At 59.3% G+C, this 21,438-nt stretch carries 15 protein-coding genes; 5 read left to right on the forward strand and 10 right to left on the reverse strand.

The window, feature by feature from the left end; genetic code table 11:
• Window positions 1-4: 4 nt before the first annotated feature.
• From ACJYUO_RS17625 to ACJYUO_RS17635, 3 genes are all read right to left on the reverse strand, one after another.
• The gene (locus ACJYUO_RS17625; RefSeq protein ID WP_494346646.1) at window positions 5-1,135 is read right to left on the reverse strand and encodes a CobW family GTP-binding protein; all 1,131 of its coding nucleotides are present in this window, start codon (window positions 1,133-1,135) and stop codon (window positions 5-7) included.
• Between the two features lie 293 nt (window positions 1,136-1,428).
• Window positions 1,429-2,406: a formyltetrahydrofolate deformylase gene (locus tag ACJYUO_RS17630; RefSeq protein ID WP_494346647.1), complete on the reverse strand. Its 978-nt coding sequence runs from the start codon at window positions 2,404-2,406 to the stop codon at window positions 1,429-1,431.
• A gap of 318 nt (window positions 2,407-2,724) precedes the next feature.
• A complete protein-coding gene (locus ACJYUO_RS17635; RefSeq protein ID WP_494346648.1) occupies window positions 2,725-3,930 on the reverse strand; it encodes an alanine--tRNA ligase-related protein in 1,206 nt (401 codons plus the stop codon).
• Window positions 3,931-4,251: 321 nt separating this feature from the next.
• Between ACJYUO_RS17635 and folP the strand changes: the two genes are divergently transcribed.
• Entirely contained in the window at window positions 4,252-6,666 is a 2,415-nt protein-coding gene (folP, locus tag ACJYUO_RS17640) for a dihydropteroate synthase (protein ID WP_494346649.1), read from the forward strand.
• A 51-nt stretch (window positions 6,667-6,717) separates the two neighbouring features.
• On the opposite strand, the gene ACJYUO_RS17645 is transcribed toward folP, so the two are convergent.
• Window positions 6,718-8,676, reverse strand: coding sequence for an archaea-specific SMC-related protein (locus ACJYUO_RS17645; RefSeq protein ID WP_494346650.1), 1,959 nt, complete (start codon window positions 8,674-8,676; stop codon window positions 6,718-6,720).
• An 80-nt stretch (window positions 8,677-8,756) separates the two neighbouring features.
• Window positions 8,757-9,365 carry a rod-determining factor RdfA gene (gene rdfA, locus ACJYUO_RS17650; RefSeq protein ID WP_494346651.1) on the reverse strand — a complete coding sequence of 203 codons (609 nt, stop codon included), beginning with the start codon at window positions 9,363-9,365 and terminating at the stop codon, window positions 8,757-8,759.
• A gap of 334 nt (window positions 9,366-9,699) precedes the next feature.
• Here rdfA and ACJYUO_RS17655 point away from each other — a divergent pair, with 334 nt between their 5' ends.
• Both ACJYUO_RS17655 and ACJYUO_RS17660 read left to right on the forward strand, forming a co-directional pair.
• A complete protein-coding gene (locus ACJYUO_RS17655) occupies window positions 9,700-10,347 on the forward strand; it encodes a helix-turn-helix domain-containing protein (protein WP_494346652.1) in 648 nt (215 codons plus the stop codon).
• Window positions 10,348-11,484: 1,137 nt separating this feature from the next.
• Complete coding sequence (locus ACJYUO_RS17660; protein ID WP_494346653.1) at window positions 11,485-12,282, forward strand: hypothetical protein; 798 nt, start codon at window positions 11,485-11,487, stop codon at window positions 12,280-12,282.
• A 93-nt stretch (window positions 12,283-12,375) separates the two neighbouring features.
• Here the strand turns inward: ACJYUO_RS17660 and ACJYUO_RS17665 are convergent, their stop codons facing one another.
• The 4 genes from ACJYUO_RS17665 to ACJYUO_RS17680 all read right to left on the reverse strand — a co-directional run bounded on the left by ACJYUO_RS17665 (window position 12,376) and on the right by ACJYUO_RS17680 (window position 16,849).
• Window positions 12,376-12,735 carry a hypothetical protein gene (locus tag ACJYUO_RS17665; protein WP_494346654.1) on the reverse strand — a complete coding sequence of 120 codons (360 nt, stop codon included), beginning with the start codon at window positions 12,733-12,735 and terminating at the stop codon, window positions 12,376-12,378.
• 61 nt (window positions 12,736-12,796) lie between these two features.
• Window positions 12,797-13,930, reverse strand: a complete 1,134-nt coding sequence (locus tag ACJYUO_RS17670) for an aromatic ring-hydroxylating oxygenase subunit alpha (protein ID WP_494346655.1) — start codon at window positions 13,928-13,930, stop codon at window positions 12,797-12,799.
• A gap of 411 nt (window positions 13,931-14,341) precedes the next feature.
• Window positions 14,342-15,625, reverse strand: coding sequence for a DUF8073 domain-containing protein (locus ACJYUO_RS17675; RefSeq protein WP_494346656.1), 1,284 nt, complete (start codon window positions 15,623-15,625; stop codon window positions 14,342-14,344).
• Between the two features lie 273 nt (window positions 15,626-15,898).
• Complete coding sequence (locus ACJYUO_RS17680; RefSeq protein WP_494346752.1) at window positions 15,899-16,849, reverse strand: succinylglutamate desuccinylase/aspartoacylase family protein; 951 nt, start codon at window positions 16,847-16,849, stop codon at window positions 15,899-15,901.
• A gap of 79 nt (window positions 16,850-16,928) precedes the next feature.
• Between ACJYUO_RS17680 and ACJYUO_RS17685 the strand changes: the two genes are divergently transcribed.
• Window positions 16,929-17,666, forward strand: coding sequence for a creatininase family protein (locus tag ACJYUO_RS17685; protein ID WP_494346657.1), 738 nt, complete (start codon window positions 16,929-16,931; stop codon window positions 17,664-17,666).
• A gap of 206 nt (window positions 17,667-17,872) precedes the next feature.
• On the opposite strand, the gene ACJYUO_RS17690 is transcribed toward ACJYUO_RS17685, so the two are convergent.
• Window positions 17,873-18,316 carry a GlcG/HbpS family heme-binding protein gene (locus tag ACJYUO_RS17690; protein WP_494346658.1) on the reverse strand — a complete coding sequence of 148 codons (444 nt, stop codon included), beginning with the start codon at window positions 18,314-18,316 and terminating at the stop codon, window positions 17,873-17,875.
• A gap of 450 nt (window positions 18,317-18,766) precedes the next feature.
• On the opposite strand from ACJYUO_RS17690, the gene ACJYUO_RS17695 reads away from it, so the two are divergent.
• The gene (locus tag ACJYUO_RS17695; RefSeq protein WP_494346659.1) at window positions 18,767-21,340 is read left to right on the forward strand and encodes a GcvT family protein; all 2,574 of its coding nucleotides are present in this window, start codon (window positions 18,767-18,769) and stop codon (window positions 21,338-21,340) included.
• The last annotated feature ends 98 nt before the right edge of the window (window positions 21,341-21,438 follow it).

Raw genomic sequence — 21,438 nt, forward strand, 5'->3', positions numbered from 1 at the left:
GAAATCACGCAGGTCCGCGGGGGAAGGGATCAGTAGCGTACTCGTCGATCTGTTCGTCAGCTGCCACCAGACAGTCGTCGAGTTCGTTTGTCACGGCCGCTTCGTCGATGTCGCTACCGATGAACACTAACCGTGTCGCCGGTTCGTCGTCTCCCCATTCGCCGATCGGACCAGCCTGGACGGACGGACCGGCCTGACTCACGCCGAGAACCGTCTCCGGGCGACTCACTACCCACGCGAACCCCTTCGCACGGATGATCTCGCCGTCCCAGTCGTCGAGCCACGCGTCGAACCGTCCGGGGTGGAAGGGACGTTCTCGACGATAGACGAACGACTCGACGCCGTGTGCCTCGGCTGCCGAAACGGCATCGTCACCGTGGTCGTGATCCGAATGCTCGGTTGCTGTTTCTCCGGCCAAGGCTTGCTTCCAGCCTTGCTGTCGCCGTGCCGCGTCGAAGTCGAACGATCCCGTGTCGAGAACGGCACTCGAGTCGATATCGCTGTGCGTCGTTCGATGCAGCGTCGCACGCGGCTGGAGTTCGCCGATAGCGGCCTCGATAGCGGCCAGCGTCTCCTCGGGAACCATATCACACTTATTCAACAGCAAAACGTCACAGAATTCGATCTGGTCGACTAACACCTCGGTCAGCGGCCGCTCCGGATCCGGGGCAGCATCCGGGAGGGATTCGTCCGAATCAAACGCTTTCCAGAAGCCATAGGCGTCGATGACCGACACTGTTGTATCGAGGCGGAACCGGTCCGGGAGGCTGTCCGATTCGGTCCCCGTCGTGAGCGTCCGGGCGATGGGAATCGGTTCGCTGATTCCTGACGCCTCGATGACGAGGTAGTCGAACGAGCGTTCCTCGGCTAGTCGCGTCGCCTGGGTGACGAGGTCGTCCTGGAGTCGACAGCAGATACAGCCATTCGAGAGGTCGACGACACCGTCCTCCGTCTCGTCGGCGATCAACTCCGCGTCGACGTTGATCTCGCCCATGTCGTTGACGATGACGGCGATTCGACTCCCGTTGGGGTTGTTCAGCAGTCGATTGACCAGCGTCGTTTTGCCCGCACCCAGCGGGCCGCTGATAACGGTGATCGGGATCTCGGCTGTAGACGTGACCATTTCGTCTGTCATCTCGTCTCGACGTCTAATGAATCTCCCGTCGACAGCGAAAGTGGTAGCTCGTCATCTCCTTCGATATCGGAGCGACAGGTGCCGTTGTCGTCGTTCTGTGTCTGGGGCCGGCATAGCGCTCGGAACGATGGCATCCCTACCGACTCGGCCGCGCCATCCTCAACAGGTTACATAGCGTATGTGATGCGGAGTACGAGAAAACGATCCAGTCCGTTTAGCCCAATAGGGTCCCGCAATCCGATTTCGTCGCCGCTTCGATTGACCTCGATGTCGGAATTGGAAGACACCGTGAGTCAGTCATCCGCCGTTGCCGTCTCATCCGGTTCGCTGGCAGCCACCGCATCGAAGCCGTCGACCGGCTGATCGGGGATCAGTCGGTCGAGCTCCTCGGGAGCGCCGAGTTGCGCGTCAGCCTCCTCGGGATTTTCGATTTCGGTGCGTCCGAACTGTACGTCGAGTTCGTCGTCGAGATGAAGCCGTATCGCTTCGAGGAGGGCGTCGGCTTCGAGCGGCTGGCCTCGCTTCTTGAGGTCTGCCTCCGTCGCATCCGTCGGGATGTTGAACGCTCGCTGGGTGATGATCGGTCCCTGATCGAGATCGGTCGTAACGTAGTGAGCGGTGACACCGGCGATACGGGCCCCCTCTTCGAGAGCCTGTCTGTACGCGGCGGCACCGGGGAACGCCGGAAGCAGACTCGGATGGACGTTGATGATCCGACTCTCGTAACGGAAGACGACTTCGGGTGAGAGGATACGGATGTAGCGAGCCAGCGCGATCAGATCGATGTCGTAGTCGGAGAGCCGGTCGAGCAGTTCTTCCTCGTCCGGGGTTCCCTTCTCGTCTCCGATATCGTGGAAGGGGACATCGTACTGCGCCGCGAGCGGCTGCAGATCGTCGTGGTTCCCGATGACGACCTCGATGTCAGCGTCTAGTTCGCCGCTATTCCAGGCCTCGAGCAACGTTTCGAGACAGTGGCTCTCCTTGGTGACGAGGACGGCAACGGACTGGTTCTCGCAGTCGGATGGGAACCGCACCTGAACGTCAACGCCGAACCCGTCACAGAGCTCCTCGAGGTCCGCTTGGAACTTCGGTTGCGTAGTGACCATTTCCGTCGTGTCGACTTCCATCGTCATCCGGAACGTACCGTCCCGAACGGCCTGATCGAGGTCCACGATGTTGGCGTTGCGCTCGAAAAGGAAGGAGGTCACCTCAGCGATGAGGCCGGTATCGTCTTCGCCGACGACCGTTATCTCGGTCCACTCGCGAGTCATACCAGCTCCCTCCAGCTACTGTCGTCGGTCGTTGCACTCGTCTTCCGCCGGTGTGAGTCGAGCGAGGCTTCGCAGTTACGTCGCAGTGATCTGTCGGCCACCGAAACGGACGTCTCGCGGTCTTTGAGAGGCATTTCGGACACTACTTCCCGTCCTCCGGTAATTAACTTTGTTCCTCCTGAAAGGGCGGGGATACGATGTGTTTCGGCGTCGCAATATGTCGAACTATTCTGACATCTCGAGAAGGACGGCGTACGCTGTCCGGGACACTGAGACGGCGGAAGCGCAGTCGCTCTGGACAGAGGTCCGCCGAAGCGATTACGCCTGCTCCCGAAGATATTCGACGACGGTCGCCGGCTCTTCGTCCAACCCGCCGCCCTGTGCAAAGGTCGAACCGCCGCCGCCGCCACCGCCGAACTCCGCTGTGACATCGTCGACGACCTCGCTGGCGTCGGGGTCGCCGGTCGTCGCGACGACCAGGAACGAGTCACCGTTGACGCCGGTCAGTGCGATCACGTCTCCCGCGTCTCCAGCGAGGGCTCTGACTCGCTCGGAAACGTCGTTCGGCCCCACCCCCTCGACTTCGCCGACTATCCAATCGTCACCGTTCTTCGAAACGGCTTCGTCCGCTAGGGTCTCTAGGAGCCCGTCCAACAGCCGCTCGTGTAACTGATCGATCTCTTCTTTGAGGGACGCGTTCTCCTGTACGAGACTGGTAGCGCGTTCCGGAAGATCGTCGACGCTCGTCTCCAGTACGTCCGCCGCACGCTTTGCGTTCTTTCTCTCATCGATCCGCGTTTGGATCGCTGTGGGGCCGACGGCGTACTCGACGCGGATGAGGTCAGCCCCCGGATTCGAGACGTCCAGCACCGCTATTGGCCCGATCTCGTTGGTGTTTTGTACGTGCGTCCCGCCGCAGGCCGCGATATCCCACTCATCGATCTCGACCACGCGAACTGTCTCGGACCGTTCGCTGTTGTCGGTCAGATTGAAAACCACGTCGTCGCGCTGACGGGCGCGTTCACTGTTCATTTCGTTCCACGTAATCTCCCGAGAGTCCCAGACGACCTCGTTTACCATCCGCTCGAGCGTGATCGCGTTCACGTCGTCCGGATCGCGGTCAGTTTTGAAGTCCAAGCGACCTTTCTCCGACCCGATATCGAACCCGCCGTATCCGGGATCCTCGAACAGTTTCCGTCCCGCACCGTACACCACGTGACTCGCCGTGTGCGCTCGCATACAGTAGGTCCGGAACGCTTCGTCGATACGACCCGTGACAGCCTCGTCTGTCTCGAAGTCGGGCTCGGTCGCGAGCGTATGGATGATTCCCCCGTCTCGTTTCTGCACGTCGATGACATCAATTCCGTCCAGCGTCCCGTTGTCAGCCGGTTGCCCGCCACCTTCCGGGTAGAAGTACGTCCGGTCCAAGCGGACCGCCCGACCGTCAACGGAACGAACAGTCGCCTCGAACTCCGTCACGTACGGCTCTGTGGCCGCTAAAGTGGTCGTCGAATCGGTGGCCATAGTGTGGTCTCGCCATACACTCTGATAAACAATACGATGCGCGTAACGCGGTGGCCCAATTCGCCGGCAGAGGGTCGCACTCTTTCAGAATGTGGTGCCGAAAGACCAGCAGAGACGGCGCGAAAAGCGACTTCGGAGCGGGATCGGACAACGATGGTACCCAAACCAAATATTCAAAATACATTACATCCTGTGGATGCTGCGTAGAGCCGACCGTGACTCGAGGCCTATTTTCTCGGTAGAGCCGCCAGATCGTCGATGTAGCCGGCCGAAATACCGGTGCGGCAATACATTAATACCGATACCGAACCCGTATTTGACATGGAGTACCACGAGGCAGTCAACTATTTGGAACGTCTGGATCGCTCCCGGCCAAAACTCGGGACGGAGACGACCGCGAGGATGCTATCCGCTCTCGGAAACCCACACGAGGGAGTCGACTGCGTCCAGATCGCGGGATCAAACGGGAAAGGGAGTACAGCGATGATGCTCGAGCGGGTACTGCGGGAGGCCGGCCTCGATGTCGGTCTGTACACGTCTCCGGACCTGAACGACTTCCGCGAGCGGATCCGGACCAACGGGCAAAAAGTCCCGAAGGACTTCGTCCGATCGTTCACCGAGGAAATCAAACCGTATCTCTCTCGACTGCGCGGCGACGGTGACTCCCCGACATACTTCGAGGTACTTACCGTACTCGCACTCCAGCATTTTGCCAGCCAAGACGTCGACGTCGCGATCCTCGAAGTCGGTATCGGCGGTCGGCACGATGCGACGAGCGTCGTGGAGCCGGTGGCCAGTGCCGTCACGAACGTGAGCCTCGAGCACACCGATGTCCTCGGCGAGACGGTCGAAGAGATCGCCCGAGACAAAGCCCAAGTCTCACCGGAGGGAAAACGGCTCGTAACGAGTGCCGTTGGCGACGCGCTCGAGGCGATCCGAACCGAGACGGCGGTCGTTACTGTGGGCGAAGCCGAGACCGACATCATCGCTCGAGAGGGCGACATGACCTCACAGGTCGAGACGACCGTCTCGATACGTGGTCCGGAGTGGACTGTCTCGACGAAGAGCCCGTTGCTCGGCCAGCACCAGGCGACGAACGCCGGAATCGCGGCGACTCTCGCCCGACAAGTCGCAACCGTCGAGACCGGGGCGATCGAGCGCGGACTCCGCAGTGCTCACTGGCCTGGCCGGTTCGAAGTGATGTCGACCGACCCGCTGGTGATCCTCGACGGTGCTCACAACCCGGCCGCATGCGAGACGCTCACCGATCTCGTCGACCGGTACGAGTTCGATGGATTCCACCTCGTCTTCGGCGCGATGAAAGAGAAGGACCACTCGAGAATGGCGGCAGCACTGCCCGAATCGGACGTGCTTCACCTCTGTCAGCCGGCTGTGAGCCGGGCCGCGTCCTTCGACACGTTGACGGGTGCGTTCGAGACGTCTGCAACCCAGATCCAGCGGGATGAGACGGTACAGACGGCGGTCGAACGAGCGCTCGACTCGGCGGACGCCGACGACTGCGTGCTCGTCACCGGTTCGCTGTACGTCGTTGCCGAAGCCCGCGATCGGTGGACGCAGCTCCAGATCCCAAAACAAGCTGAGACACTCGACGCCGCGCGATCTATCCTCTCGGAAGCCTCCGTTCAAGACGGGTTCACCGACCACGTCGCTAAAGACACTGTCACCCATACGTTCAAAACCCGATTGCGCGAGAAACAGGCAGCGTATCTCCAGCAGACGATGCAATCTATCGGTGGGACGTGTGCCGTCTCGGAGATCGATTCCCCTGGGAGACATGTCTCCGTCGTCCTCTCCGGAACTGTCGCTCAGTACGACCGTCTGTCCGACGCGATCGAGAACAGTGAACTGGGGCTTTCGTACGTTTCGGAACGGTTCGGAGAGTTCATCAGCGAGGGCGAGGAGGCCGACCAGTATCCCTGGGATGCTGACACGGCAGTCATGGGTATCCTGAACGTCACTCCGGATAGTTTCTACGACGGTGGCCAGTACGATCAGGTGGAAGATGCCGTCCGACGATTCCGTGAAATGACTTCCTCGGGCGTGGACATCGTCGACGTCGGCGGCGAGAGTACTCGGCCCGGAGCCGATCCGATTACGGTCGAGGAGGAACTTGAGCGCGTAATCCCGGTTATCGAACGTATCTCCGGGACAGACGTGCCAATCTCTATCGATACGAGACGGGCGGCTGTCGCAGACGCCGCCCTGGAGGCGGGTGCGGACATAATCAATGACGTCTCCGGACTGGCGGATCCGGATATGCGGTTTGTCGCTGCCGACCACGACGTGCCGGTCGTCGTAATGCACAGCGTCGATGCCCCGGTCGATCCGGACCGATCGACGACGTACGATGACGTCGTCGACGACGTCATCCGTGAACTCGGCCACCGAGTGTTGCTCGCCGAACGGGCGGGACTCGATCGCGATCAGATCATCGTCGATCCCGGACTCGGCTTCGGCAAGTCCGCCACAGAGTGCTTCGAGTTAGTCGACAGGCTAGGTGAACTCCGTGCCCTCGGTTGCCCGATCATGGTCGGTCATTCCCACAAGTCCATGTTCGAGCGCGTTGACTGTAGTCTCGATGAACGACTCCTGCCAACGGTCGCAACGACGACTATGGCGGCCGAGCGAGGTGCGGATATCGTTCGCGTCCACGACGTCGCGGAGAACGTCGCTGCGATCCGGACGGTTCGAGCAATGACCACTACGGATCGGTAGGAAGACGATACGAGTGCCGAGACGGAAAATCGATCGAGACGACGCCCGTACTTACGTTACTGTATCGAACGACGCGGTGGTAAGAATAGACGGAAACCTGGCGTCGAGTTCGTCGGCTTCCTCGGGGAGAACCGCTGCGACGACGTAGTCAGCGTGCTGTTCGAAATACGTCAAAAGACCGTCGATACGGTCCGCGTCGAGCATCTCTACGGCATCGATAACGACGATCGGGAGCTCCGAGCTCACGTCGTGTGCGATATACCCAGCGAGCGCGACGACGAGACCGATAACTTCGCGTTCACTTTTACTCAGCGTGTCGATCGTATCCTCGTAGGCAGCCCCATCGGCAGTCGACCGCACGACGTGTAGTTCGAAATCGGTCCGAGAAGTCGATCGCGCCGTCGTATCCCTGAGCCGTTCGATCCACACGCGCTCGATGTTTTCGTACGCTAACTCGTCTATCACCTGCTGCATCGATTTGTTGAACGCAGACACGAGATCGCGCTCGATCGTTTCGATCCGATCGCGCTGTTCCTGAAGCTGCGTGGATATTGACTCGCGCTCGGCCTTGAGATCGTCACGGTCGGCGCGTGCTGACTCGATCCGTTCGATCTCCGTCTCGATGTCGGCGAGTTCGTTCTCGAGCTGGCCGCGTTTGTACTCGAGATCGCTTACCTCGCCGTGTAGTTCGACGAGTTCGTCGTTCCCCTCGTCGATTTCTTCGGCCTTCGTTTGCAGCTCCTCGATCTCGGTCTGGAGCGCCGCTCGGTCATCCTCGAGCTCCTCGAGTTGTTGCTCTCGATGCGTGATCTCTTCTTCGATCGACTGTTTGTTGTCTGTGAGCCGGGTGCGCTTCTCGCGTTGCGCTTCGAGTTGTTGTTTCCGGCCTTCCAGAGACTCGATCCGATCAGTGAGCAGACGCTGTTGGTTTCGTTTTTCTTCGAGGATCTGCTTGACGACCCGGACCTGCTCTGCGATCTCCGACCGTTCGACGGTGTTCCCGCACGTCCAGCACGTGATCGTCCGGGTCGTCGGATCGAGTTCGCTGATAATATCGTCGGACGTCATCTGATCGGGGATATCGGTCTCATCGTCCAGCAGTTGTCCGTTCATCTCGACGATCGGACTCAGCGCGTTGATCGTCGTCGTCAACTGCTGCTTTTGATGGTGGAACTGCTCGATCTCGGTTTCGATCTCGTCGAGGTCCTGCGTCTCGTCGGCACCTTGCAGCTCGGTCAATTTTTCCGATTTTTCATCGAGATCGTCACGAAGCGATTCCAACGCCGCTTTTTGTGTGCGGATTCGGTCTCGGATCGTCTCCCGCTCCGTGCGTTTCTGTTTAAGTTTCTCGAGTATCTGTTGTCCCTCGCCTGTCCCTCCGCTCCCATCCCTTTGCTCGATACCCTCGCGTTTTGTCTCTAGCGAGTCCTCGACGTTCCGTATCTTTTCTCGCACGCTCTCGGCTTCCGTCTGGAGCGTCGGAAGGCGATCTTCCATCCGGTCTACTTCCTCGAGGCGGCTATCGATCTCGTTTTTTCTGGCCTGCAGGCGATCGATCTCCGATTCGATCTCCTCGGTATCGACCGGTCTCATCAGTAAGTCATACAAATCATCATCGTTGACGATAGCTCGTCGAACAGGGTTCGTTTCATCGAGCGAGACGAACAGTTCACAGAGTTGCTTCCGATCGGACACGCGGTTGGCATCGGAGACAACCGAGTTTCCGTCCTCCGTCGTTACGTTGACGTAGTAGTCGTCGCGGTCGGTTTCGAGTTTGCTGTACCCCTCGTCAGCATCGCTCTTCAATTTCGGATCGTTCCCCCCGAGAACAGCAGACAGTGCGCGTAAAAAGGACGATTTGTTCGACGCGTTTTCTCCCGAGAGTAGCGTGACACCGGGTGAGAGCGTCGCTTTGCCCTCCGATATCCCTCCAATATTACGAACGTGGATACGAAGATCACCGAGTTCTACGGCAGTGTGATCGGTTGCTGTCGTATTATTATATGACATGGTAGTTCAGCATTCGATAGTATGCGACACGTCACTACCCGAATACTAAAACTCCATAATCTTCAATCTTATGCAACCAGTCATTGCTCGGGATCAGCAGCACAGTTGCAACGGCCCCGTTTTAGCAGCCGAGAGAACGTATATTCCTCTCCACACTTCGTGCAGGCAACTCGGAGGCTCAACGTTACGTCCACGTCGCTGATCCTCACATGACCAGCAGAGCGAAGTCGGTCGATCGTCCGCTCGGTGATGACCTCCGTCCGAGATAATAGTTTCAAGACTGTATTTTTTGCATCGGGAATATTCACAGTCGGGTCGTGAGACGTGTCCATTCCGAGACAGTCTTGTAGATGCGTTCGGATAGTCTGGTAGCTAACAAAGTCTGCCCTGACTGCTTCCGGATCTACCCCCGATCGTCTGAGCCGGTCGTTTACTTCGACTTTCGAACCCGAGCTCACGTCGTCGGCAGTGAGGAGGTGATATATATTCTCGACTTCGCCCTCGACTATTTCGACTCTAGCGTCTCGCATCGCAGCCTCGAGAACTCGCTGATTGAAGTACCGCTCGAGGTCTCGAAGGCTCGCATCGGAATGCTGTCGCCGTTCCCGTAGCTTCGTGTCGACGCCGTTGAGCCCCCACTTTTCACACACTCGATCTATCTTGCACGTCCGAGTATCGTCAGCAGACATCAGCTACCTGTAGCACTCGTGTGGTACATCGGGTCCAGAATCGATTTACTCACGGTACAAAAAACGGATCGTCGCATGGTCCGTCATTGGGTTCTCCCCCAGATAACGATACCGGTATACTGAACCGCTCCGCCGCGCTTCCGGAGGTAGGCCCGTCATATCATAGTGATTTATGTTCTCAGAGCGTTGGTACCGATACAGGAAGTAGTTAAACTGCGAGCATACCGTCAATAATGAGAGCAATAGTTTTTGGACAGCAACAAACAGGCAGTTCCATATGGTATTCGACCAGCGATTCCATTCATCCCTCTTCGAGTAGAAAACGGATACTAACATGCCAATAACAGCGAAATCATACATCGAACACGAAAATATCGCGCTCGTTCCGACGCTGCACGAACTCGATGGCGTCCGTATTCGGGTGATCCACCAAGCGACGACTGATCCGGATTCCGGTACGTTCCCGTTCGTGATCGAGTACGACGATATCGAAGCGCTAGAAGCCGCACTCGACTCGGATCATACTGTAAGCGATTACGAACAGATAGATAATACTGATGGCATAACCATATATAATATACGGCACACAGACGAAGCCAAACTGATCAGCCCGGCTGTAACCCAAGTGAACGGATTCCTCTTGCAAGCAGAGACGAAAGATAAAGGATGGCTGATTCAGGCACAGCTACCGAGCCGAGACGCACTTCACACGGTGTGGGAACGTGCGAGGGAAAACGACATCAGTTTCAGTTTGCTCGAACTCTACGAAAAAAGGCGGGGCGGCTCCGATAGTTCGTTCGGGTTGACAGAAGAACAACAGATGGCCCTCGAGATCGCGTACGAAAAGGGATACTTCAGCGAACCGCGTGAGATGTCACTCGAGGACGTTGCCGACGAAGTCGGCGTCTCTTCGACAGCGATGAGCGGCCGGCTGCGCCGAGGAATGAGAAATTTACTGTCGTCCACACTTATCGAAGAGTAGAACAGCCGGGTTTCGGCTCATGACCAGCTATCTTGACCACGAATTTGCCGATGACAGGTGTCTCATGTTATCAAGCATATCGCCTCTCCGATGCAGTTGCCTCGTCATTTCATACCGCTACGAGTATCATATGCCAGGTTGGCAGCGAGCACGAGATGCGCTGTCCAAACTCAAATAGACGAGGGCGAACCGCACGAACGACCCACGCCGATATACAATCTCTGTGGGCACGTGCCGGCGCTCGGAGCGGATTGACGGTCGGGGAACTGGTACCGTTGTCGTTCAATCCACTCGAAGTGAGCGTTACATAGGATCGTCTGTCTGTCCGGTGGTTACTGCTGTACGTCAACTGCCTCGGGGTCAAGCCCCGTGGCATCCGCCTCGTACCGCCTGTGAAATCTTCGCGAGATGGGATTGTGAAACACAACATCTTCGAAATCGCACATTTCGTTGATGGAACGGGAACTCTCCGGCCAACGTCTTGATACTGTATTCGGATTCACCAGTGAGACAGCAGTCGTAACGCATTGGAATTACAAGCATAAGCATGTAATGGATCTGTCGAGGTAGACCATGCGCCGTAATCGGACGGGAGAGTGCCACATAGAGGCCGGTCACCGAATTGAAAACTGAGACCGGGAGAACAGCGCACTATCAGCCGTTGACTGTTCGACCCGATCCTCGAGGTTGATTCGGCACGACGAGCAGAAACTGAAGTCCGGACTGCAAGGTCTCTTCTGCGCCGGAGTTCTGGCGGTGCTTTCCGGTCGATCGGGCCGTCATGTTACCAGCCGCGAGCGACGAGCAATCGATTTCGCAATCGAGGATCATACGGCCGTGTTCGAAATCAGCCCGGTTTCGCGACTCGAATCAGCTGGCGTGCCCGTGTTCGCGAGGGAAACGAGGCCTCATGGAGACCACTCACTGCTTCGCGGCGGTCGTAAACTCAAGCGATAATCTGGCCGACACGATGGGTTTCACGAGCGCACCCGACCCGCTTGATCGTGCGGGCTCGGTCAGTTCGCGATCAGTGCGGTGCCGATCCCGATCGTCGAGTATGGTCGGCCGGCGTGAGTCGGTGCCTGGCCGTCGGTTGAAGCAGTCAGCTATTTCGGTCGACGGACGAGAGAACCGAGTATGGACGACAGAAAACAAGCCACGTTCGGCACCGAGGGAGAACTCCGAACCGACGAGAAGGACGCGACGGACGACGATTCCGACTCCGGTCCCGAGCGCGACGACTTCGGCGACGAACTCGAGGAGAACGAGACCAAATCCGGGGCGAACCGCTACGTCGTCTCGAGTCTCCTCCAGAAGGCGGTTCGGCGATCCGACGAGGAGGTCGCGGCGTGGGCCGCGTGGGAACTGGCCCGCTCGGGATACGCCTGGAACTTCTGGGACCGAATCAACCTCTACGTCGTCGAGGACTTGCGTGCCGGCCACGAGGTCGCGCTCACGGTGGCTCGGTACGAGGAACTGGCCAACGAACGGTGGTCGCCGGACTCCTGGCGCGGACGGCTCTGTGCGGTCCACGCGGCATTGGCGGCTGCTCGAGCACCGTCGTCCCGGGAGGCCGCACACGCCGACGATTACTTCGGCGAACTCTCCGAAGACCGTGCAGTCGCACGCGAGGAGGGCCGCGAGCCCCGCTACGACTATCCCGGCGACGAACTCGAGCCCGGCGGAACGTACGACGCTGTCTTCGACCAGCACACGTACGAGGGAAAGCGGCTGGGCCGCGGCGGAGCGTTCTTCAGGACACACGGCGGACGAGTCGGGCCCGAGGGCGAACCGGAACTGAGCCGCCAGTGGCGGATCCGGAGCATGCGACTCGAGGACCGCGATTACACCGAAGACGAACTCGTTCGCGCGGTGGAACCGGTCGATCCCGAGGAAAAGTGGCCCGAGACGGACACGACCGATCGAGAAGAATAACTGTCGCGACGAGCGGCGACGAAGAGCCGAGACATCTGGCGTTTCAAATCGAACGCGAGCCGCTGATTCCGTGGGACAAACGGGAGCAGTCGGTCAGAACGCACCGAGGTGATCGTCCTGGGGTTCGTACAGGCCGCCGGTCATCCGCACATCGTGGATCTCGTCTAACGTCTCACCGATCGAGGCCCCGTGGTCGGCCATCACCGCCGCGACGACGCCGATCGGGACGCCGTTCTCGTACTGATCTTGTAGCTGCCAGATGACCTCCTTGAGATCGTCGCTCGTGACGTCCTCGGCCGACTCTATCTGTGCACGTTCGAACTCCACGTCGTGTCCCGTCACGCGATAGTGACGCCGGTAGAACTCGACGATCTCGTTTGGCGTCTCGCTTTGCAGATCGACGTCACACTCCGGACAGGCCGCAACGTACGGTGCTTGGTCTTGCGTGCTCATAGGTGTCGAATAGCTGATTCCGTTTCGAGTGCTGGTGAGCGTTGGTCGGTCGTCGGTGCGATCACGAGTCGTACGCCTCCTGTGCGAGTTGGTGGAACTTGTGGACGGTGTGTTCGTTGGGGCCGAGTTGGGCTTGCGCGAGCGCGCCGGTCTTGAGCCCTTGCCACTGGCGTTCGACCAGTTCGAAATCCTCCTCCTGGAGCTGGCGGCTGGTGCGGACGAACTCGCGTTCTTCCTCGGAGAGTTCGCTGTCGCGGAAGTAGTAGTCCGCGATCAACTGGAACCGATCGGTGTCGATCGGATCGATGATGTAGGTGCCGTAGCCGTCGGCGGTGCCGTACATGTTGACCGTGAAGTTCGGCCAGAGGTAGTGAAACTGCGCCTCGTGTTCGTCGTGAATCCGCATCTCGTCCTCGACGTCCTGAGCGTGGGTGTAGTGAAGCACCCAGTGGTAATCGTTTACCTCGAGTTCGGATTCGTTGAGCGAGATGCCCTTGATCCAGTCCTGATGGTTGGCCTGACAGTGGTCACACTCCGAATAGTTGCTCGCAAATACCTTCCAGTTACACTCGACTTCCGAGACGATTCGGGTCGCGTGTTCGTACTCTCCGAGCGGGAGCGCCTCGAGCCGGTCTTTCATGACGCCGGCCTGTTCGGCCAGCGCCATTGGATCCTCGCTCAGGTTCACGAAGATCAGTGGGCCGATGGTGTCGACGTGGACGTCGTTCAGGGCGTTCTCTTCGGCGTCGAACTCTTGGACGTCCTCGTCCTCGAGGTCGGGATTCAGACCGGCTTCGTCGAAGCTCCTGGGTGTGCTTTTGAGTTCCCCCTCGAGGTCGTACGTCCAGAGATGGTACGGACATTTGATTCGCTTTGCATCACCGGGGTCGGTCATCGGCGTGTCCTCGACCATCTTCGAGCCGCGGTGGGCACAGACGTTGTCGAACGCCTTGATATCCCCGTCGTGACCGCGGACGACGATCAGTTGCCGACCGCCGATCGTCCGGGTGAAGTACTGACCTGCTTCCTTGATGCAGTTGGCGTGGCCGGCGTATACCCAGTACTCGCCGAACACCTTCTCGTTCTCTACCTCGAGGTACTCCGGCTCAGTAAAATACTTCGCCGGTAATGCGTTCGACTTCTCCGTAATATCTGAACTCACTGCCTGCGTTTGTGATTCGTCCCACTGTGTCATACAAGACAGCAATTGACATACCTATTCAAAACAGTTAACCTGTGATAGTGAACCTCAATATAAACCGGTGAGCAGTCAGGGCGGGGACGAATGGACGGGACACGAGCCACAGAGGGAAGCGGAAAGCGCACTGTTGATTTCGATTGGCGATCAGTCGACGCAGTCCAGATGTGCGGTGTCGGTACGATTCCTATAGTAGCCGCTGAAACGATTCACACACTGATCACGATGCAGTCGTGCGATCAGGTGTACAATAACTTTCAGCGGCTACTATAGTACGGAGTTACAGCGGCAGTCTCAGGGGAGGCACTTCAGAATAGATATGTCTCGTCGAGCGTAGTCTCGCTTCGCGAAATCCCCGTCTCGCTGATTGATCCACTGCGGCGATGGCGTGTACGAAGAATCACGATATCAGCCGCTGATGGCACTGCTGCGGATCCGGCTGGCGATCTCTTCGCGGGTGACTTCCTGATCCGGGTCGTGCGAGAGTCGATGCATGGCGAGATCGATCAGATCGAGCTGTTTTAGCAACTTCTGTGTGCGTTCCCGGTTGAGGTCGAGTTGTCGTTGTACGTCGTACAGCGTCATCGATGACTCGATGGCACTCACCACCTCTTCGATCGTGAGGCCGTCCGGGAGACCGAGCCCGTCGGCAGCGAGCTGTGTATTGGAGACGCTCTCGAGCGGGTCATCTTCTTCGGCTGCTAGATCCTGTTCTGCTGTCGATCCGGATGACGACTGTGAGTCCTCGGAACACTCCGTCTCGGCTGCCGGCTCGTCTGTCCCGTCGACTGTGTCACCGGTGTCCGCCGCTACGCTGCCGTCTGCCGTGCAGTCGTCCATCTCGGCCTCGTCTGCCGTCTCGGTTTCGTCGGCCGTTGCGTACGACATCGGTTGGTGGATGCCGGCTTCGGTCATGTACCGACGAACGGTCTCCGAGGCGACGTCCATCTCGATGTGTTCGGCCATCTCTGCGAACGTGTCGAAGGAATCGTACAGACACTGGAGGTAGTCGTCGTCCTCATACGGTGGGAGGTCCGCCGACCGTGCGGCGTCGAGTTTCTCTGCGATCTCGTCCTGACCGCTCGCCGATTCCTCGGTCGCTGTCTGGGCGTTTCCGTGTTCATCGATACCGTCTGAGCCGTCAACCGCTTCTCCGCGAGCCGCCGTCGCAGTACTCGCGTCGACGGGTTCTGGCTCGTCGTTGATCACGTCGTCGCTCTCGGTAGTGACTGCTGTTGGACGGGACTGAGAGTTGCGGTGTTGGGTGGCTGCTGATTCGGAACGCCGGTGTTCCCCCTCTGCCTCGAAAGTGAGCGTGAGCGTCGCTACTACTGTGCCGTCGTCGGTCACGCGAGCGTCTTCCGTGGTAGTTGACACTCCTTTGGGAACGTACTCGTCTATCTCCGGGAGCATCGACCGGGAGAACTCTATTTGCACCCCACCGTCGTCTGTGATCGTTGCTGTCTGTGGCGATGTCTCCGTTCCTGATTCCTCTCCCGAACACGGGGAGAGCGGAACGTCGAGTGTGGCCGTTAACCCGGATTCGGAGTCTTGGTTGGGCAACTCCGCTTCGATACGTCGGATCCTCCCGCCATCCGATTCGTATCGCCCGACCACTTGGGAAAGTTCTTTGAATGAGGTACTGACGCCCATGGTATTACATCTCATTCCATTCCTCGGGTATATAAGCATAAATGCGAAATAAAGAATCCGTTTATATGGGGGGTGTTTACAGAGGGGGAGATAATCGAACGAAGATAGTCCGCTCCTCCGTGTCGGGCACGTGCTTCTCAGGACGGAGTCCAGTTGCGGTCGTTGCAGGGGACATCGACATGAACTATAGTAGCCACTGAAAGTCAGTGCACACCTGACCGCATGGCTGCGTCGCGATCAGTGTGTAAATCGTTTCAGTGGCTACTATATGCACTACGTTCGACGCTGCCGGTCATCTTGTATCCGCACCGTTCAGGCGACTTCCGCGATATGGGCGAGTTTCTCACCGGCTGCGACGGCAGCTCCTCTCGTGAGTGAGTAGACTATTCCGCTTTTGCGCGCTGTCACCGTTTGCAGTTCCTCGAAAGTTGATGGATTATACACTGCCCCCAGCGCCGTCTCCGGTGACACTTGGTCGCTGACTTCGATGTCGGGGTTGGGCTCGAAGAAACCGGACTTTTCGGCCCTGATGCAGTCATCGTCACTCCGAAACACGGTCCGAGTGGAAGGAGTGTCTGGCTCGCCGTCTAAAATATTCATTTCGCGAAGTACGTTCCGGATTCCCGCCACTCCCCGCTGTACCGCGCTGTGGTCTACCTGCCTGCTGTTCGACAGTTCCGGCGTGATCGCTGGAATACCTGCTCGTGCAGCGGCCGTCCGTAGCTTTCCGCTGAAATCACGATCGGCTGCGCCTTCCTCGAGGGTGTCAACGAGAAGGTGTTCGGTACCGAACGCCTCTGCGAGCGCTTTCGAGTCGTCGTGGAAGCGGACGTGTTCCAGCATGTCTGCGGCCCCGGTATGGAGATCGAGTACGGCGTCGGCATCTTCGAACAGACACCACAGTCGTCTGGCTGCGCGTTCCTGCAGCGTTCCCTCGCTGTTGCCTGGCCAGACGCGATTCATATTCGAGTTGACCGCGTCGAGGGCCTGCGGGGTGACGTACGATCGGTGGTCGAACGCACGCTGATTCGCGATGGGCACTACGAGCACTGTCCCTGCGATTTCGGTAGACAGCAGGTGATCGTGGAGTCGTCGTAGTGCGGCAGTTCCGTTCAGTTCGATTCCGTGCTGTGCGGCCTGCACGTACACTGTTGGACCCGGGCTACCCTCGTATCGGTGGACGGTAACAGAGATGTCGGATCCGGACGGCAATCGAACGAGACGGCGCTCGGTAGCCGTATGCGTAACGCGGCTGCGGTTCATACTGCATCTCCGGGTGTCACGGCTTGTAAGTGTCGGGGAGGACAGGTTTTTATGCGCTTCCGCGAACACCAGCCAGTACATGCACCTCGAGCGCACGACGTGGACCGACGTCGATACCGTCGCGACGGATCTAGCGATGGTCCCGATCGGTAGCACGGAACAGCACGGCCCGCACGCAGCGTTGGGTACCGACACGCTCAACGCCCAAACGGTCGCTGAGTCCGCCGCCGAACGGCTCGCCGACCCCGTCGTCGTATCGCCGGCAGTCCCAGTCAGTATCGCTGAGGAACACAGACAGTTTTCCGGAACGCTCTGGACGTCCGAATCGACGTTCAGGTCGTACGTCCGTGACATCGTCAGGAGTCTGGCGTCACACGGTTTCGATCGCGTCGTGCTGGTGAACGGTCACGGTGGAAACATCACTGCGCTCCGGGAAGTCGCGGGAACGATCACACGCCACGACGATGCGTACGCGGTCCCGTTCACCTGGTTCGACGAGGTCGGTGACCACGCGTCTCGCATGGGACACGGCGGGCCGCTGGAGACAGCATTGCTCCAGCACGCGAACCCGGACTGTGTGCGCGAGGATCGCCTCGACGACGCGGCAGCGGAAGCCAGCGACCGATGGGGTGAGTGGCAGGGACGGGTCAATCTCGCGTTCGACTCAGCCGAGTTTACCGAGAACGGCGTCGTCGGCGATCCGCGCGAGGCAAGCGCCGACCTAGGCGAGGAACTTCTCGATGCCGCGACCGACGCGCTCGTGGAATTGCTCGAGACCGTCGCCGAGCACGATACGGACCGTCCTCCCCATCGGTGATACGACGCACACGGGCGATCCGTTCCGGATACCGCTTCTAGCAGTGTTTCAGCGGGACAGTACAATTCGACAGGAGGACCGCTGTCGTATTCCGAGCAATTGCTTGGTAACCGTCTGAGGACTGCACGTTGGCGGAGACACAACGGAGCGACTGGGAGCTGTCCGATCAGTCGCTCACCGCCTGAGTGTCACCCGGTGATCGCCGATCAGTCGTCTGCCGTGATCGCTTCTTTTTCGACGAGTTCGTTCCACCGTTCGACGCCGGCTTCGGCGACCTCGCGGTCTTGGCTCACGGCACCGCCGGAGACACCGATCGAGCCGACGACTTCACCGTCTCGCTCGAGCGGATAGCCGCCACCGAAGATGACGATCTGATCGTCGTCGGTCGTCTGGAGGCCGTACAGCGAGTTGCCCGGCTCGGAGGGCTCTGCCAGTTCGTGTGTCGGCATCTCCAGGGCAGACGACGTGTATGCCTTGTTACGCGAGATGCTCACGGAGGCCAGCCAGCCGCCGTCCATACGGTGCTGAGCGATGAGGTTCCCCTCGCTGTTTGCGATCGTGATCACCATCGGGTTGTCGATCTCGTCTGCTTTCTCTTCTGCCGCTTCTATCAACTCCGTCGCTGTCTCCAGCGGAATGGATTCTACCATGCAAGCGGAAGGTGCAGAGTTACCATGAAATAAGTTGTCGTTATTTCTTCGATAGCCGATATAATTTCGAACCTCTCGTTCAGAATTATGTCTTGGTAGGTCCTCTGTGTGTGGATATCCTCGTATTTGCTTGATTGGGACGAGTAGCTGCAACTGGAAGCTGTCACCTCCGATGTCCCGTTCCTATCGCCAATCCTGGCATTAAAATGATGTTTTGTGCTTCTCTTTGACCGTATCGATGCCGCTGATGGACGGTGGCGTGTCCGTGCACAGACCCGAGCGGGAACCGAGCGCCGTCGCTTGGCGGTAGTGCCGTAGAATAACAGTGATATCATCGTTACTCACAGCTCTCTCGAAACTCTAATCATAATCCTCCTGCCAACATCTGGTGAAGACCGGGGTGAGCGATACTTATATTTGTACTCGACTGGCACCACGAAGTGTACACTTATGAACGCAGATGATAGCTTGCCGGACCAAGCAGACACTGTTATTGTCGGTGCCGGTATCGTCGGGTGCAACCTGGCGTACCAGCTCACTGAACTCGGCCGAGACGATGTCGTCGTCGTCGATCAGGGACCGATGCCGACCACTGGTGGCTCTTCCAGCCACGCGCCGGGGATCATGTTTCAGACCTCGGAGTCGAAGATTCTCTCGAAGTTCGCCAAATACAGCCGTAATCTGTACTCGGACCTGGAGGACGACAACGGGGTGCAGGCCTACAAGGAAGTCGGCGGCATCGAGGTCGCACGGAGCGACGAGCGGATGGACTACCTTCAGCGCCGCGTCGAGTGGGCCAACTCCTGGGGGCTCCCGAACCCGGAGATTCTTTCGCCCGAGGAAGTCGAAGAAAAGCTGCCGCTCGTCGACAGCGACGTGATCCAGGGTGGGTACTACTCCCCGACTGACGGCCAAGTGTCTGGCGTCGTCGCCTGTGCTGCCCTCGCTAGGGAAGCCATGGACCGGGGAGCGACGTTCGTACCACATACCCGCACCGAAGACATCGAAACGGAGAACGGGTCGGTCACCTCGGTCGCCACCGAAAACGGGACGATCGAGTGTAACGAAGTCGTCATCGCGACGAACATCTGGGCGCGTCAGCTCGGCGAGAAACTCGACGTTCACCTCCCGGTGACGCCGGTCGAGCACCAGTACACGATGACCGAGCCGCTCGAGGAGCTCGCCGACAACCAGATCGACGTCAGCGATCACCCGCTGTACGAGGGCTACAAGGACGTTTCCGGCGAGAAGACCGATCGCCTTCTCGCGGGCCCCGACCGGCCGATCCTCCGCGATCAGGACAACGCGATGTACTTCCGTACCCACGGGGACTCGTACGGAATCGGGTCGTACAACCACGAACCCGTCGTTCCGGACCCGCGGGAGCTCGGCGGCAACGAGGAGGGCGGCGAACAGGGCTCGGTCCACGAATTCACCGAGTACCATATGAACAACGCGACCCACCCGGATCGGCCGGACAAGGCCCCCCGACAGGCCAGCAACGAACTGCTGCCGGCCACGGAGGGGAAGGAACTCGAACACAAGTACAACGGCATGTTCGCGGAGTCTCCCAACGGCCTGCCGGTGATGGGTCCCGTCCAGCAGTACGACGGTCTCTGGTCCGCGGCCGCCATTTGGGTCACTCATGCCGGCGGTGCCGGCAAGGCGCTCGCCGAGTGGATGGAAAACGGCGTCCCCCGTCTCTCCGACGGCCCGATCGACCTCCGGCACTGTGATGTCAATCGGTTCGACGACCACGAAGGCAGCTGGGACTTCGCACGGGACATCGGCGGCGAGGAGTACCGCATCGTCTACAACATCATGCACCCGAAGTGGGTCTGGACGGATCACCAGCGCGACATCCGCCGCACGCCCATGTACCACAGCCACAAGGAACTCGACGCCGAGCTGTGGGCCGAAGCCGGGTGGGAGGAACCGCAGTGGTTCGAGTCCAACGCCGACCTGCTCGCCGAGTACGGCGAGCAGATTCCGGACCGTGAGGGCTGGGAGGGCAAGTACTGGTCGCCCATCGAGGGCGCGGAGGCGCTCCACGTCCGTAACAAGGTCGGCCTCCACGACATGACGTCGTTCAATAAGATGGAGGTCGTCGGCAGCGATGCCGGAGATTTCGTTCAGCGCCTCTGTACGAACGACATGAGCCTCGACATCGGCGACGTCCGGTACACGCTCATGTGTAACGAGGAGGGTGGCATCCGTGCGGATATCACCGTCACGCGCGTCGACGACGACCGCTACCTCATTCTGACGACCGGTCGCGAGGTCGGAAACAACCACGTTGCGTGGGTCCGCGAGCAGTCCCCCGAGGACGTGGTCGTCAACGACGTTACCTCGAGCCTGGCGGCGATGGTCTGTACCGGTCCGAACGCGCGGAAGGTGCTCTCGAAGGTGACGGACGTGGATCTCTCCGACGAGGCGTTCCCGTTCTTCACGAGTCAGCAGTTCTTCGTCAAGAACGTGCCCGTCACCGCGCTCCGAGTGTCCTACGCGGGCGAACTCGGCTGGGAGCTGTACACGCCCTCCGAGTACGGCGAGCAACTCTGGGAACATCTCATGGAGGCCGGCGAAGAGCACGACATTCGCCCGTACGGCAACGGTGCGCTGAACGCCTTGCGCATCGAGAAGGGCTTCCGGCTGTGGGGCGAGGACCTCCACACCGAGCACAACCCTTACGAAGCGGACCTCGGGTGGGCCACCGACCTCGAGACCGACTTCATCGGGAAGGAAGCGGTCGTCGAAGCGGCAGAGGGGAACAACATCGATCATAAGGTCGCGTGTCTGACCCTCGACGACGAAGCGGCGACGATCCTCCCTCACCGTCCGATCTTCGACGGTGACGAACGGATCGGCTACGTCCACAGCGCCGAGTACGGGTACACGGTCGGCGCCTGCGTCGTCTACACGTACCTCCCACCGGAGTACGCAGAGCCCGGGACCGACCTCGAGATCAAGTACGAGGGCGACCGGTACGACGCCACCGTTCGCGAGGAACCGCTGCTCGACTAGAAAGAGCGCACTCGGCGGCGCAATGCGATCTTGCGTCTGACGTGAGAGCCCGATCCCCGACTCCGGAGACGAGGTACCTTTTTACACCGTAAGGGGAT

This window comes from Natrinema sp. CRL1 (assembly GCF_059162405.1).